Origin of the sequence: Pseudomonas poae RE*1-1-14 (genome assembly GCF_000336465.1) — a bacterium.
Lineage (GTDB): Bacteria > Pseudomonadota > Gammaproteobacteria > Pseudomonadales > Pseudomonadaceae > Aquipseudomonas > Aquipseudomonas poae.
The window spans coordinates 4,086,534-4,101,849 of record NC_020209.1; the positions used below are offsets into that span (position 1 = coordinate 4,086,534).

Sequence of the window (15,316 nt, forward strand, 5' to 3'; positions counted from 1 at the left end):
CGGGCACGCCATTAACGAGCCTGGATGATGCTCAACCGCTCACCCACCACCATCTCGGTAATCCAGTCCACCAGGATCGAGGTGTAGGCCTGCTGCGACACCGGATCGCTCAGCGAGTGGTCGGCGCCATCGATGATGCGGTGCGTCAGGGAATGGGTCTGCTGGCACGCCGCGCGGTAACTCATGATGGTGGCATGGGGCACGTGGTCGTCGGTTTCCGACTCGACGATCAGCACATCCCCTGTAAACGCCGAACACGCGTGCAAGGCACGGTTGGTGTCGGCACGTACTAGGGTGCTGCGGTAATCCATCAGGTCCATTTTGTTCAGGTCACGCTTGGGCTTGAGCCATTCTTCGTCGCGGTACAGCGCCGGCACCCGCAGCGCCAGCCAGCGCACCGGGCGCAGTGAGGTCAGAATCGCCGCCAGGTAACCGCCATAGCTGGTGCCCACCACTGCCACGGCCGAAGTGTCGATGGCCGGGTGAGCGAGCAGCCGGTCGTAAGCCGCCAGCAGGTCGCGCAGGTTGTCTTCGCGGGTCACTCGGGCTAGGGGAATGCCGGCGCCAGCGTGGCCGCGCAGGTCGAAGGTCAGGCACACGCAGCCCAACCCTGCGATGCCTTTGGCGCGTTCGAGGTCGCGCTCCTGACTGCCGCCCCAGCCGTGCACGAACAGCACGCCGGGGACTTTGGATTTGGGACTGAGAAACGTCCCGCTCATCTGTTCGTCGTCTATTTCGATCGCAATGCTTTCGCTTCTAGCCGTCATAAGATTTAACCGTTACGTACTTGAGAAGAAAGTCGCTGTTTTCGGCCGGGCCGCGATACACCTCGATGGCATCTGCCGGGAGCGGTTGGTCCTCGTAGGTTTCCACCGATGACACACGGATGGCTTGCAGGCCCGGGTGGTTGATGAAGCTTTGCAGCGCCGCGACTTCCGCGCTGCTGGCCCCGCCCATGCGCCAGGACTGTTCGAGCACGCCGCTGCGGCGCTGGCCGTCGCTGTCCAGGCCCTGGGCGATGTCGTAGTTACGCCGTGACGCATAGAAAGCAGGGTAGGCCTCATCGGCGGCGCTGTCGAAAATCTGGGCTTGCTCGATGGCCTCGCGCACGTCGACGGGCAGACCCAGGGCGAGCAGGTCGTCGTAATCGCCGGGCACCACCAGCAGGTCGGAGCCGCCGTACACCTCGTCACCGTTTGCGTCGTGAGTAAGGTATTGCTCGCCGCAGTAGCTGAACACATGCTCGCCAATAAAACTCTGGCCCACGCTGTGGGTGATCACCTCGTGCAGGTCCTGTTCAAGCACAGCGCCATCGCGAAACAATTGCTCCGCGCCATCGCGTTTGAGCAGCGCGTCGAATTCATCCAGGCTGCGAATGACCTCCTGGCCGCGACCGGCGCAGGCATGCACCGGCTTCAGGCGGATCGGCCCGCTGTAGAGCAGGCGCTCGGCGGCGGCCCGGGCATCCTGCACGGCGAATACGCTGAGGCCGTCGAGCACGACAGGCCTGACAAGCTCGCAGAACAACGGCGACCAGCCCTGCGGCGCGGCTGCGTCGGGCCCAAGCAGGCCATGGCTGATGGCTTTGGTGCAGATGAAGTCATGATCGACATAGCCACCCCACAGGTCTTCGGGGCCCCGGATGTTGAGCGCGCGGGCCTGGGCCGGCCCCACCAGTGTCTGCGTGGGAAGCACGTACAGGTCGCGCCCGGCATGGGTTTGCGGGTCGAAGCTGCCGCCGAACTTGAGCCCCAGTATCTGCGCCAGCCAACGGGCCAGTGCGCGGTTGGTTTCGACTTCGTGCTGCGGCGCGCCTGCTCTTGTGGAGTGGGCGACCACCAGTTTATTGCGTTGAGTCGCGGTCATGCGGCCCCCTTGCTTCCTGCCAGGTATGTAAATGGGAGGTTGCAGGGATCAGGCCAAGGCGCAGTTGAGCCAGCAGGTTTTAAAATCAATCAGTTGCCGAATGCGCAGTAGCATTTGGCCTGTTTTATTTTGCACGACGCCACCTGCGGGGGATGGTGTTCTGCACGATTGCAGCCACACCGAGCGCGCCAATCCGGTGTGCGAAAGGCCAGTGCGCCAGCTAAGATACCGGGCTGCTCAACTCATCACGAGGCACTACCATGGCCAAGCAAGCGCTCATCCTGATCGATATCCAGAACGACTACTTTCCCCAGGGCAAGTGGCCGCTCGCCGGCGTGGAGGCGGCGGCGGACAAGGCGGCGCAGGTGCTGCAGGCGTTTCGCCAGGCGGGCGATGCGGTGATTCATGTGCGCCATGAGTTCACCGCCGAGGATGCGCCCTTCTTCACGCCAGGCTCGGACGGTGCGCAGCTGCACCCCAAGGCACTCAATAAAGGCAGCGAGCCGGTGGTGCTTAAACATTTCGTGAATGCGTTTCGCGAAACCCATCTTCGCGCCCTGCTGGAGCAACGCAGCATCACCGATGTGGTGGTGGTCGGCAGCATGAGCCATATGTGTATCGATGCAGTAGTGCGCGCGGCGGCTGACCTGGGCTACAAGGTCACGGTGATCCATGATGCATGCGCCACCCGGGATCTTGAATTCAATGGCAAGGTCATCCCGGCGGCGCAGGTGCATGACGCGTACATGGCGGCGCTGGCGTTCGGTTATGCGGGCGTGGTGTCGGCGGATGAGTACCTGAAGGCGCAGACGGCGGCCGTGTGACCGCCATGTGCAGCGTCAGCGAGTGGCGATGATGAACAGGCGCGGAAACGGCAACAGCACGGTGCCGTCGCTCAGGGCTGGGTAGGCCTGGGTAATCCGCGCGTGGTATTGCTGCAGGAACGCGGCCTTTTCGTCATCGCTCAGAGGCGCAAGAAACGGCCGCAACGCCGACCCCTTGAACCATTCCACCAACGCCGCATGGTCGGCCAGCGGGTGCTGGTAAGTGGTGCGCCACACGTCAACGGTGCTGCAGTGCTGGCTCAGCAACTCGTAATACTGGCTCGCGGTGTGACGTGGATTGTGCTTGACCGCGCCGATCTTCGCCGCCCATGGCCCCTGCGCCGCCAGGTCGCGGGCCAGTTGGTGGGCAGGCTCGTCCAGGTTGTCCGGCGTTTGCACCGCCAGCGTCCCGCCCGGCGTCAGGTGACTGACCAGATGCGGGTAAAGCGTGGCGTGGTCGGGCAGCCATTGCAGGGAAGCGTTGGCCAGAATCACATCGAACTGCCGCGCCGGGTTCCAGGCGCCGATATCCGCCAACTCGAAATCAAGGGCGGGCAGACGCTGGCGCGCATCGAGCAACATGTCGTCGGAGCTGTCCATACCGGTGATCTGCGCCTGTGGATAGCGCTCGGCCAACACTTGCGTTGAATTACCGGGGCCACAGCCCAGGTCGACGGCGGTGTGCACGTCGACATTCGGGATGGCTGCGACCAGGTCGCGCACGGGACGGGTACGTTGTTGCTCGAACATGGTGTATTGCTTGGCAGACCAGGTCATCGCGGTGTCCTTCTTATCCAATAAAAAACCCCGGTCAGTCTGCCAGAACTGCCGGGGTGATTGGCGTATGGATCACCTGCCCTACAGTTTGAACCGCGAAACCACTGTACGCAGCTCACCCGCCAGCAACGACAGCTCCTGCGCCGTGGCTGCGTTGTCTTCGATACCTTCCATCAACGTGATACTGCCGTTGCGGATTTCGGTCACGTTGCGGTTGATGTCTTCGGACACGGCATGTTGCTGGACCGCCGCGCTGGCGATCTGCGTGTTCATGCCGACGATCTGCTCAACGCCATCATTGATTGCATCCAGGCTGGTCGAGGCTTCTTGAGCGGACTCAAGACAGGCCTGTGCGCGCAATTTGCCTGACTTCATTTGCTCCACGGCGGCGGACGTCGCCAGTTGCAGCTCCTGAATGATGGTGCGGATTTCTTCGGTTGAGTTCTGGGTGCGCGAGGCCAGGGTTCGGACCTCGTCCGCCACCACGGCAAAGCCACGACCCTGCTCACCGGCACGCGCAGCCTCGATGGCGGCGTTCAATGCCAACAGGTTGGTTTGATCGGCGATGTTGCGGATCACTTCAATGACCCCGCCGATCTGCTGGCTGTGCTGGGCCAGCGCGGAGACTTTCTGCGCGCTGCGCTCCACTTCTTCGGCCAGGGCTTCGATGGTGACGCGGGTTTCCTGCATCTTCGCAAGACCTGCGACCGAGGACTGGCTGGCATGCCCGGCGGCATGGGCGGCGCCCTCGGTGTTCTGCGCCACATCGGCAACGCTGGCGGTCATCTCGTTGATGGCCGTGGCGACTTGTTCGGTTTCGCTCTGCTGCACGTTCATCGAGCGTTTAGCCAGGTCGATGGACACGCCCATGCGCATGGCCGCCTCGGACACCGATTGCGAACTGCGTTCAACCTGCGTCAGCGAGGCACTGAAGGCCTGCACCATCGCGTTGAGGGCATTGCCCACATCGGCCATTTCGTCGTTGCCGCGCACCGGAATACGCGTGCTCAGGTCGCCCTGGGCAATCAGCTGCGTGGCACTCAACACATCGTTGAGGGTGCGGCGCATGGCGCTGTAGATCCCGCTGAAGGCGTACACCAGCAACAGGCCAAGGCCGCCAAGCATGCCGAGGATGAGCAGACGCTCCGCGCTTTTTTCCTGAACGCGGCGCTCCAGTGTCTTCATCAGTGCGTCTTGCAGGGTGTCCTGCGCCTTGTACAACTCGGCGACTACCGCGTTGCCCTTGGCCGGCAGGTTTTGTACGCCGCTGATGGTGTCGGTTGTGGAGCCTATCAGCAGGTCAAGATCGGCGCGAAAACCATCCAGGCTCGCGAAGGCACTGGTGATCGGTGCCTGAATACGGTCAGCCAGGGCCGGCTCGCGACGGCGCAGAAGGTCCAGGCTCTGCTGGAGCTCCTTGTGGATCATCACCTCGTTCTTGAGCATCGCCCTGATCACGCCACGCGTGCCCGGACTCAATACCTGGCCGTCATGCAGCCCGCTGGCCAGACCGCGCAATTGGCCGACGATATTGATCTGGCGTGGTAACCGCAAGGTGCTCTGGTCGATCATGAACAGCGCTGCAAAGTCTTCATCGAGCACCATGCCCGAGGTGGCCGATACGTAATAAACGAAGTTCAGGGTTTCGGTGAGTTGATCGTTCCACTCGTCGAAGGTAGCGCTCTGGCTGGCATCGCCCCTGGCCAATTCAATCAAGCGCTGCGCCCCGGCGTGCAGGCGCTGCACGCGGTCACCGGTTTCGAGCTGGGCGTTGAACTGTCGGTCGGTGGTGGCCAGCTTAGAAAAAGCGTCTTCCAGCTTTGCCTGATTGGCGGAGAGATCGGGCTGGGCACTTTTGTCACCGCTGAGCAGGCGGTTGGTGAGTGCACGTTGCAACATCGACAAGCGCAGCACAGGGGTCACGTCCAACAGATAGCGTTGGCCCGATTGTTCGGAGCGGATGACGTCGAGACTGTCGTTGATCTGGTGGACGATACGGGAGCCAAGCAGTACCAGAGGGATCAGCACGATGATTGCCAGCACGCCGAATTTGGTGGGGAAACGTAAACGGCTGGCCAGGTGTACGGCAGGAGCAAGGATATTCATTCAGTTCTCACAGCCCGGAATGGGACAGTTTGTGGAGGGTTTTATAGGTGAGAACTGTCCGTTTTCTCTCAAATGCCTGGCTCTGTCCGGCACATTTGGCTAATCACGCTTCGTAGGTAACTAAACGTTTCATCCATGGTGTCGGCGTTGAGATTCAGAACTTTAAGGAAAGTTGTACATTTATATATTTTTGTACAAGTATGGAACGCGCCAGGGAGAGTGATGTCGCGCCGATATCACTTGAAGGGGGCGGCGGGTTATTGAGCGCACATGAAAACGCCCCTGGGATTTTGCAATCCGCAGGGGCGTTGGAGATCAGCTTGAGCGCTGGGTGTCAGCGCTGGCGTTGATCAGAACGGAATATCGTCATCGAAGCTGTCGAAATCCGGAGCCGGCTGTGGCGCGGCCTGTTGTGGCGCTGGACGCGACTCACGCTGTGGCTGCTGGCTTGGCTGTGGACGCGACTGCTGTGGGCGCGGTGCCGAGTTGGACATGCCGCCCTGGCCCTGTTGGTCGCCCTGTGGACGGCCGCCCAGCAGTTGCATGGTGCCTTGCATGTCGACCACGATTTCAGTGGTGTAACGCTTGATACCGTCCTTTTCCCACTCGCGGGTCTGCAGTTTGCCTTCGATGTAGACCTGCGAACCTTTGCGCAGGTATTCACCGGCGATCTCGGCGACCTTGCCGAACATCGACACACGGTGCCATTCGGTTTTCTCGACCTTTTGACCGGTCTGCTTGTCGGTCCACTGTTCGCTGGTCGCCAGACTCAGGTTAGTCACGGCGTTACCGTTAGGCAGGTAGCGAACTTCGGGATCCTGGCCGCATGTACCGACCAATATGACTTTGTTAACCCCACGGGCCATAACGTTCTCCTAGGCTGGGCGCGCTGTCGGCACTGGGTTGACCAGTTGCTCGAGCGTCGCGCGATCCAATAATTCGGTGTCCAATTTAATGTAAATGGCCGCCTCTTCAGCGACCACTACTGCATCCGTTACTCCAACGACGGCCTTCAGGCGCTCTGCCAGACCGGCTTCGCGCATCGCCTCGGGCGACAGCGGTACACGCAGGCTGGTGACGTAGGGAGGTTCGCGCATGGTAACAGCAAAGGCCAGCCAAAGTGCAGCCAGCCCGGCGCATCCAAGGAACACAACCGACAGACCGCCATGCTGAAACATCCAACCGCCCATGATGCCGCCCAACGCAGAACCGAGGAACTGGCTGGTGGAATACACCCCCATCGCCGTGCCCTTGCCACCGGCCGGCGAAACCTTGCTGATCAGCGAAGGCAATGACGCCTCCAGCAGGTTGAACGCGGTGAAGAACACCACCGTACCGATCACCAGCGCCCGCAGGCTGTCGCCGAACTGCCAGAAGAATAGTTCAGTGAGCATCAATGTCGCGACGGCGCCGAGCAAAACTCGTTTCATTTTGCGTTTCTTCTCGCCATAGATGATGAACGGGATCATGGCGAAGAACGAAATCAACAACGCGGTGAGGTAGACCCACCAGTGCTGCTCCTTGGGCAGGCCGGCTTTTTCAACCAGCGCCAGAGGCAAGGCGACGAAGCTGCACATCAGCATGGCGTGTAATACGAAGATACCCAAATCCAGGCGCAGCAGGTCCGGATGCTTGAGCGTCGGCAACAACGCCTTGCGCGCCACGCCGGATTCACGGTGCTGCAAGGTGCCGGTGGAACTCGGCACCATGAACGCGACGATGACGATGCCGATCAGCGCCATGCCGCCGGTGGCCAGGAATAGCCCATGCAGGCCGAACGCGCTGGTCAGCAGCGGGCCGACCACCATGGCCACGGCGAATGACAGGCCGATGGTCATGCCGATCATCGCCATGGCCTTGGTGCGATGCTGTTCGCGGGTCAGGTCCGAGAGCAGCGCCATGACCGCCGCTGAAATCGCGCCGGCACCCTGCAGGATGCGCCCGGCGATCACGCCCCAGATCGAATCGGCCTGGGCCGCGAGCACGCTGCCGAGCGCGAAGACGATCAGGCCGAGGTAGATCACGGGACGGCGGCCGATGCGGTCGGAGATGATCCCGAACGGAATCTGAAAAATGGCCTGGGTCAGGCCATAGGCGCCAATCGCCAAACCGATGAGTGCGGGGGTCGCTCCTGCGAGATCCATTCCATAGGTCGCCAGCACCGGCAACACCATAAACATGCCAAGCATACGGAAGGCGAACACCAGGGCCAGACCGCTTGCTGCTCGGGTCTCGCCGCTACTCATGCGTTCGCTGTGGGGATCGTGCATGAAAAAACCTCGTGTGAACCGGCGGCGATTCTACCAGTCCCATCGATTGAGAGGGTATATGCGGCGCTTTGCCGCGCAGCTTTCATGCAAGGCTGCAAGCGGCCTTTTGACAGTGTATATTCATCCAGTCTTTAGCCGTATACTCCGGCATTATTTACGCCCGCCGTGCGAGGCCATCTTGGACAAGATCCTGATTCGTGGGGCTAGAACCCACAACCTGAAGAACATTGACCTGACCCTGCCCCGGGACAAACTGATCGTCATCACCGGCCTGTCCGGCTCGGGCAAATCGTCCCTGGCGTTCGACACGCTGTATGCCGAAGGCCAGCGTCGCTATGTGGAATCGCTGTCGGCCTATGCCCGCCAGTTCCTGTCGATGATGGAAAAACCCGACGTCGACACCATTGAAGGCTTGTCGCCGGCGATTTCCATCGAACAGAAATCGACCTCCCACAACCCGCGTTCCACCGTGGGCACCATCACTGAAATTTACGACTACCTGCGTCTGCTGTACGCACGGGTGGGCATTCCCCGCTGCCCGGATCACGACATTCCGCTGGAAGCCCAGACCGTCAGCCAGATGGTCGACCTGGTGCTGGCCTTGCCGGAAGGCGCCAAGCTGATGCTGCTGGCGCCGGTGATTCGCGAGCGCAAGGGTGAGCATCTTTCCGTATTCGAAGAGCTGCGTGCCCAAGGTTTCGTACGCGCGCGAATCAACGGCAAGCTCTATGAGCTGGACGAAGCGCCGAAGCTCGACAAGCAGAAGAAGCACTCCATCGATGTGGTGGTCGACCGCTTCAAGGTACGCGCCGACCTGCAGCAGCGCCTGGCAGAGTCTTTCGAGACAGCGCTGAAGCTGGCAGACGGTATCGCCCTGGTGGCGCCCATGGACGACGAGCCAGGCGAAGAGATCATCTTCTCGGCACGCTTCGCCTGCCCGGTCTGCGGGCATGCCATCAGTGAGCTGGAACCCAAGCTGTTTTCCTTCAACAACCCGGCTGGCGCCTGCCCGACCTGTGACGGCCTGGGGGTGAAGCAATTTTTCGACATCAAGCGGCTGGTCAATGGCGAACTGACACTGGCAGAGGGGGCGATACGCGGCTGGGACCGGCGTAACGTCTATTACTTCCAGATGCTCGGCTCGTTGGCATCGCACTACAAGTTCAGCCTGGAAGTGCCGTTCAACCAACTGCCGGCGGACCAGCAAAAGGTAATCCTCACCGGCAGCGGTTCGCAGAACGTCGATTTCAAATACCTCAACGACCGGGGCGATATCGTTAAGCGCTCGCACCCGTTCGAGGGCATCGTACCGAACCTTGAACGTCGCTACCGTGAGACCGAGTCCGCAAGCGTGCGCGAAGAGCTGGCGAAGTTTCTCAGCACACAGCCGTGCCCGGATTGCCGTGGCACTCGCCTGCGTCGTGAGGCACGCCATGTATGGGTCGGTGAAAAAACCTTGCCGGCAGTGACCGGCCTGCCGATCGGTGATGCCTGCGAGTACTTTGGCGGTCTCAAGCTGACCGGCCGACGCGGGGAAATTGCCGACAAGATTCTCAAGGAAATTCGCGAGCGTCTGCAGTTTCTGGTCAACGTGGGTCTGGACTACCTGTCGCTGGATCGCAGCGCCGATACGCTGTCGGGTGGTGAGGCCCAGCGGATTCGTCTGGCCAGTCAGATTGGCGCAGGCCTGGTCGGCGTGTTGTACATTCTTGATGAGCCGTCCATTGGCTTGCACCAGCGCGACAACGATCGTCTGCTGGGAACGTTGAAACACCTGCGCGATATTGGCAATACGGTGATCGTTGTCGAGCACGATGAAGATGCAATCCGTCTGGCGGACTATGTGGTCGATATCGGCCCGGGCGCCGGCGTGCATGGCGGGCATATTGTCGCCGAAGGCACCCCTGCCGAAGTGATGGCTCACCCGGATTCGCTGACCGGCAAATACCTGTCTGGCCGCGTGAAAATACAGGTGCCGGCTAAGCGCACGCCGCGTAACAAAAAGATGGCGCTGCACCTCAAGGGCGCGCGTGGCAACAACCTGCGCAATGTCGACCTGGAAATTCCGCTAGGCCTGCTGACCTGCGTGACCGGTGTATCCGGCTCAGGCAAGTCCACGCTGATCAACAACACGCTGTTCCCGCTGAGCGCCACCGCCCTGAATGGCGCGACCACACTGGAAGCCGCGGCACACGACAGCATCAAGGGCCTGGAGCATCTGGACAAGGTGGTCGATATCGATCAAAGCCCGATTGGCCGTACGCCACGCTCCAACCCGGCGACCTATACCGGGCTGTTCACGCCGATTCGCGAATTGTTCGCCGGCGTGCCGGAATCCCGCTCGCGGGGCTATGGGCCGGGGCGTTTCTCGTTCAACGTCAAGGGTGGTCGCTGCGAGGCCTGCCAGGGCGATGGCCTGATCAAAGTGGAGATGCACTTCCTGCCGGACATCTACGTGCCGTGCGATGTGTGCAAGAGCAAGCGCTATAACCGCGAAACCCTTGAGGTCAAATACAAGGGCAAGAATATCCACGAAACCCTGGAAATGACGATCGAGGAAGCGCGGGAGTTCTTCGACGCGGTTCCGGCGCTGGCGCGCAAGCTGCAGACGCTGATGGATGTGGGGCTGTCATATATCAAGCTGGGCCAGTCGGCGACCACGCTGTCTGGTGGTGAGGCGCAACGAGTAAAGTTGTCTCGCGAGCTGTCCAAGCGCGATACGGGTAAAACCTTGTATATCCTCGATGAGCCGACCACCGGCCTTCACTTTGCGGATATCCAACAGTTGCTGGATGTGTTGCATCGCTTGCGCGATCACGGCAACACCGTGGTGGTGATCGAGCATAACCTTGATGTGATCAAGACCGCCGACTGGCTGGTGGACCTGGGGCCGGAAGGTGGCTCCAAGGGTGGTCAGATCATTGCGGTGGGTACGCCGGAACAAGTCTCCGAGATGTCGCAGTCACACACCGGTTATTACTTGAAACCGTTGCTGGCGCGCGACCGAGCCTGACAGACCGACCAATAAAAAGCCCCTGGCACCTCATCGGTGCCAGGGGCTTTTTATTGGCTGAACATCAGAACTGCGATTGCAGGTAATTTTCCAGACCAATCAGTTTGATCAGGCCCAACTGCTTTTCGAGCCAGTAAGTGTGATCTTCCTCGGTGTCATTCAACTGCACACGCAGGATTTCCCGGGTGACGTAGTCGCTGTGCTGCTCGCACAGTTCGATGCCCTTGCAGAGCGCGGCACGCACCTTGTATTCAAGGCGCAAGTCGGCGGCGAGCATGTCAGGCACCGTGGTGCCCACATCCAGGTCGTCGGGACGCATGCGTGGCGTGCCTTCAAGCATCAGGATGCGGCGCATCAGCGCATCAGCGTGCTGTGCCTCTTCTTCCATTTCGTGATTGATACGCTCGTAGAGCTCGGTAAAGCCCCAGTCTTCGTACATGCGCGAGTGGATGAAATATTGGTCACGAGCTGCCAGTTCGCCCGTCAGCAACGTGTTGAGGTAATCGATTACGTCGGGGTGACCTTGCATCGCCCTACATCTCCCTGCTTGAAAGTCTGTAGTTTGAACCATGCTGACCTTTTGGTCACGGGACCAACGGCAGAAAAGTGAAGATTTCCTGAGAAAAGTGGCTGAAATAACGCAAAAACCGCCCAAATGAGGGCGGTTCTGCTTATCGTTTAGAGTCAGTTAAGCGATACACCCAGCGCGGTTGCGATTGCTTCTCCATAAGCAGGATCTGCCTTGTAGAAATGCTGCAACTGGCGCTGAACCACATCACTGGAAACCCCGGTCATTGCACCGGCGATATTGCTGATAAGCAGTGCTTTTTGGGCATCGTCCATCAGGCGGAACAATGCACCGGCGTGGCTGTAGTAATCGGTGTCTTCGCGGTGATCATGGCGATCAGCCGTCCCGTTCAGGGCCAAAGCGGGCTCAGCGTAGTTCGGCGCTTGCTTGGGCGCGTCAGCGTAGCTGTTGGGCTCGTAATTCGGTGCCGCACCGCCGTTGTTGCCAAAAGCCATGGAGCCATCACGCTGGTAGCTGTTGACCTGGTTACGTGGAGCATTAACCGGCAACTGCTGGTGATTGGTACCGACACGGTAGCGGTGAGCATCTGCATACGCGAAGACGCGACCTTGCAGCATACGGTCCGGCGAGAGGCCCACACCTGGCACCATGTTGCTTGGACCAAAGGCGGCCTGTTCCACTTCAGCGAAGTAGTTCTGAGGGTTGCGGTTGAGTTCCAGCTCGCCAACTTCAATCAGCGGGAATTCCTGTTGCGACCAGGTTTTGGTCACGTCGAATGGGTTCTCGTAGTGATCATTGGCCTGGGCCTCTGTCATGATCTGGATGCAAACGCGCCATTTGGGGAAATCACCGCGCTCGATCGCGCCAAACAGATCGCGCTGAGCGTAGTCAGGGTCGGTGCCCGCCAAACGAGCAGCTTCAGCTGGCGCCAGGTTCTTGATGCCCTGTTTGGTTTTGTAATGCCACTTGACCCAATGACGCTCACCCCGAGCGTTGATCAGGCTGTACGTGTGGCTACCGAAACCGTGCATGTGACGGTAGCCGTCCGGGATGCCACGGTCAGAAAACAGGATGGTGACCTGATGCAGCGCCTCGGGGGAGTGCGACCAAAAATCCCACATCATCTGCGCGCTTTTCAGGTTGCTCTGCGGCAGACGTTTTTGAGTGTGGATGAAATCCGGGAATTTCAGAGGATCGCGGATGAAAAACACGGGGGTGTTGTTGCCAACAATGTCCCAGTTGCCTTCCTCAGTGTAGAACTTCAACGCAAAACCGCGCGGATCGCGCTCGGTATCCGCCGAACCACGCTCGCCGCCTACGGTAGAGAATCGCAGGAACGTAGGTGTTTGCTTACCGACAGATTCGAACAGCTTGGCGCTGGTGTATTGAGTGATGTCGCGGGTGACGGTAAACGTGCCGTATGCACCCGAACCCTTGGCATGGACACGACGCTCGGGGATGTTCTCGCGGTTGAAGTGAGCGAGCTTCTCGATCAGGTGAAAATCGTCGAGCAGCAACGGGCCACGTGGGCCTGCCGAGCGGGAATTCTGGTTATCTGCGACAGGCGCGCCGCTGGCGGTAGTAAGGATTTTGTTCTGGCTCATGCTCAGTCTTCCTCAGGTCAGTCATGGAACTGCCGGCTAATCGGCTTGGAGGGAGTATCGGCCATCGAGATGACACCATCAAATTTATTAAATTATGGGCTTCGATAGAGAATAACTAACTAACACAGGACAAATGAATATTGCTTGTAAGCGAGGCAGCATGAGCAGCTTAGACAGATTATTTATGCCCACAAAAAACCGGGCACTAGGCCCGGTTTTTTGATACAGCTTGTCGTCTTACTCGGCGCTTACAGCTTCGCCGGCAGTAGCACGATCAACCAACTCGACGTACGCCATAGGCGCGTTGTCGCCAGCGCGGAAGCCGCACTTGAGGATGCGCAGGTAGCCACCCTCACGGGTAGCGTAACGCTTGCCCAGGTCGTTGAAGAGCTTACCAACGATAGCTTTCGAGCGAGTACGGTCGAAAGCCAGACGGCGGTTAGCCAGGCTGTCTGTCTTGGCCAAAGTGATCAGCGGCTCAGCAACGCGACGCAGTTCTTTAGCTTTCGGCAGTGTAGTTTTGATCAGCTCGTGCTCGAACAGCGACACCGCCATGTTTTGAAACATGGCCTTGCGGTGCGAGCTGGTACGGCTCAGGTGACGACCACTTTTACGATGACGCATGGTTCATTCCTTACCAAACTCACGTTCGGTGATTACGACGATCAGGCAGTCGCCTTGTCGTCCTTCTTAAGACTTGCAGGCGGCCAGTTGTCGAGGCGCATGCCGAGGGACAGACCGCGGGAGGCCAGAACGTCCTTGATTTCAGTCAAGGATTTCTTGCCCAGGTTCGGAGTCTTCAACAGTTCTACTTCGGTACGCTGAATCAGGTCGCCGATGTAGTAAATGTTTTCCGCCTTAAGGCAGTTAGCCGAACGTACAGTCAGTTCCAGATCGTCAACCGGGCGAAGCAGGATCGGATCGATCTCGTCTTCCTGCTCGATTACCACTGGTTCGCTGTCACCTTTGAGGTCGACGAACGCAGCCAACTGCTGTTGCAGAATGGTTGCAGCGCGGCGGATAGCCTCTTCAGGATCCAGAGTACCGTTGGTTTCCAGATCAATAACCAGCTTGTCCAGGTTAGTACGCTGCTCGACACGGGCGTTTTCCACCACGTATGCGATACGGCGAACCGGGCTGAACGAAGAGTCAAGCTGCAAGCGACCAATGCTGCGGCTTTCGTCTTCATCGCTCTGACGCGAGTCGGCCGGTTCATAACCACGACCACGAGCTACAGTGAGCTTCATGTTCAGGGCGCCGTTAGACGCCAGGTTAGCGATTACGTGATCGGGGTTAACGATCTCGACATCATGATCCAGCTGAATATCGGCAGCGGTAACCACCCCCGAACCCTTCTTCGACAAGGTCAGCGTAACTTCGTCACGGCCGTGCAGCTTGATAGCCAGACCTTTAAGGTTCAACAGGATTTCAATTACGTCTTCCTGTACACCTTCGATGGCGCTGTACTCGTGGAGCACACCGTCAATCTCGGCCTCGACTACTGCACAGCCGGGCATTGAGGACAACAGGATGCGGCGCAGCGCGTTGCCCAGGGTGTGGCCAAAACCACGCTCGAGAGGCTCGAGAGTGATCTTGGCGCGGGTTGGACTGACAACCTGCACATCAATGTGGCGGGGTGTCAGGAACTCATTTACCGAAATCTGCATGGATGCACCTATTTTCTAGCCCTTACTTGGAGTAGAGCTCGACAATCAGGCTTTCGTTGATGTCGGCGGACAGATCACTGCGAGCAGGAACGTTCTTGAAAACGCCCGACTTCTTCTCAGTGTCTACTTCTACCCATTCTACGCGGCCACGTTGGGCACACAGATCGAGAGCTTGGACAATGCGAAGTTGGTTTTTTGCTTTCTCGCGAATCGCGACAACGTCACCAGCACGAACCTGGTAAGACGGTACGTTAACGGTTTGGCCGTTTACGCTGACGGATTTGTGCGATACCAGCTGACGGGATTCGGCACGAGTCGAACCAAAGCCCATACGGTATACAACGTTGTCCAGACGGCATTCGAGCAGTTGCAGCAGGTTTTCACCGGTTGCACCTTTCTTGCCAGCAGCTTCTTTGTAGTAGCCGCTGAACTGACGCTCGAGAACGCCGTAGATACGACGGACCTTCTGCTTTTCACGCAGTTGGGTGCCGTAATCGGACTGGCGACCGCGGCGTTGGCCGTGGATACCAGGTGCTGCTTCAATGTTGCACTTCGATTCGATCGCGCGCACGCCGCTCTTCAGAAAGAGATCGGTGCCTTCACGACGAGCGAGTTTGCATTTTGGACCAATGTAACGAGCCATTCTTTACAATCTCCTGG

13 protein-coding genes are annotated in these 15,316 nt (G+C 59.3%); 2 read left to right on the forward strand and 11 right to left on the reverse strand.

Annotated elements, in window-relative coordinates:
- Positions 1 to 11: 11 nt before the first annotated feature.
- Both H045_RS17825 and H045_RS17830 read right to left on the reverse strand, forming a co-directional pair.
- Positions 12 to 767, reverse strand: a complete 756-nt coding sequence (locus H045_RS17825; RefSeq protein ID WP_003232456.1) for an alpha/beta hydrolase family protein — start codon at positions 765 to 767, stop codon at positions 12 to 14.
- On the reverse strand, positions 757 to 1,866 hold the full coding sequence (locus H045_RS17830; protein ID WP_015373067.1) for a DUF3182 family protein: 1,110 nt from the start codon (positions 1,864 to 1,866) through the stop codon (positions 757 to 759). The genes H045_RS17825 and H045_RS17830 overlap by 11 nt, the downstream gene beginning before the upstream one ends.
- Positions 1,867 to 2,126: 260 nt before the next feature.
- Between H045_RS17830 and H045_RS17835 the strand changes: the two genes are divergently transcribed.
- Positions 2,127 to 2,690: a cysteine hydrolase family protein gene (locus H045_RS17835; protein WP_015373068.1), complete on the forward strand. Its 564-nt coding sequence runs from the start codon at positions 2,127 to 2,129 to the stop codon at positions 2,688 to 2,690.
- A 15-nt stretch (positions 2,691 to 2,705) separates the two neighbouring features.
- On the opposite strand, the gene tam is transcribed toward H045_RS17835, so the two are convergent.
- The 4 genes from tam to H045_RS17855 all read right to left on the reverse strand — a co-directional run bounded on the left by tam (position 2,706) and on the right by H045_RS17855 (position 7,843).
- Positions 2,706 to 3,467 carry a trans-aconitate 2-methyltransferase gene (gene tam / locus H045_RS17840; RefSeq protein ID WP_015373069.1) on the reverse strand — a complete coding sequence of 254 codons (762 nt, stop codon included), beginning with the start codon at positions 3,465 to 3,467 and terminating at the stop codon, positions 2,706 to 2,708.
- A gap of 81 nt (positions 3,468 to 3,548) precedes the next feature.
- Positions 3,549 to 5,573, reverse strand: coding sequence for a methyl-accepting chemotaxis protein (locus H045_RS17845; protein ID WP_015373070.1), 2,025 nt, complete (start codon positions 5,571 to 5,573; stop codon positions 3,549 to 3,551).
- A gap of 350 nt (positions 5,574 to 5,923) precedes the next feature.
- Positions 5,924 to 6,439: a single-stranded DNA-binding protein gene (locus H045_RS17850; protein WP_003232445.1), complete on the reverse strand. Its 516-nt coding sequence runs from the start codon at positions 6,437 to 6,439 to the stop codon at positions 5,924 to 5,926.
- Positions 6,440 to 6,448: 9 nt separating this feature from the next.
- Entirely contained in the window at positions 6,449 to 7,843 is a 1,395-nt protein-coding gene (locus H045_RS17855; RefSeq protein ID WP_015373071.1) for an MFS transporter, read from the reverse strand.
- Positions 7,844 to 8,021: 178 nt separating this feature from the next.
- Between H045_RS17855 and uvrA the strand changes: the two genes are divergently transcribed.
- Entirely contained in the window at positions 8,022 to 10,856 is a 2,835-nt protein-coding gene (uvrA, locus tag H045_RS17860; RefSeq protein ID WP_003232439.1) for an excinuclease ABC subunit UvrA, read from the forward strand.
- 64 nt (positions 10,857 to 10,920) lie between these two features.
- Here the strand turns inward: uvrA and bfr are convergent, their stop codons facing one another.
- From bfr to rpsD, 5 genes are all read right to left on the reverse strand, one after another.
- On the reverse strand, positions 10,921 to 11,385 hold the full coding sequence (bfr, locus tag H045_RS17865; RefSeq protein WP_003232437.1) for a bacterioferritin: 465 nt from the start codon (positions 11,383 to 11,385) through the stop codon (positions 10,921 to 10,923).
- Positions 11,386 to 11,540: 155 nt separating this feature from the next.
- Positions 11,541 to 12,989, reverse strand: coding sequence for a catalase (locus H045_RS17870; RefSeq protein ID WP_015373072.1), 1,449 nt, complete (start codon positions 12,987 to 12,989; stop codon positions 11,541 to 11,543).
- Positions 12,990 to 13,226: 237 nt separating this feature from the next.
- Entirely contained in the window at positions 13,227 to 13,613 is a 387-nt protein-coding gene (gene rplQ / locus H045_RS17875; protein WP_003176402.1) for a 50S ribosomal protein L17, read from the reverse strand.
- A gap of 41 nt (positions 13,614 to 13,654) precedes the next feature.
- Entirely contained in the window at positions 13,655 to 14,656 is a 1,002-nt protein-coding gene (locus tag H045_RS17880; protein WP_003176403.1) for a DNA-directed RNA polymerase subunit alpha, read from the reverse strand.
- A 22-nt stretch (positions 14,657 to 14,678) separates the two neighbouring features.
- Positions 14,679 to 15,299, reverse strand: coding sequence for a 30S ribosomal protein S4 (gene rpsD / locus H045_RS17885; protein ID WP_003210056.1), 621 nt, complete (start codon positions 15,297 to 15,299; stop codon positions 14,679 to 14,681).
- Positions 15,300 to 15,316: the final 17 nt, after the last annotated feature.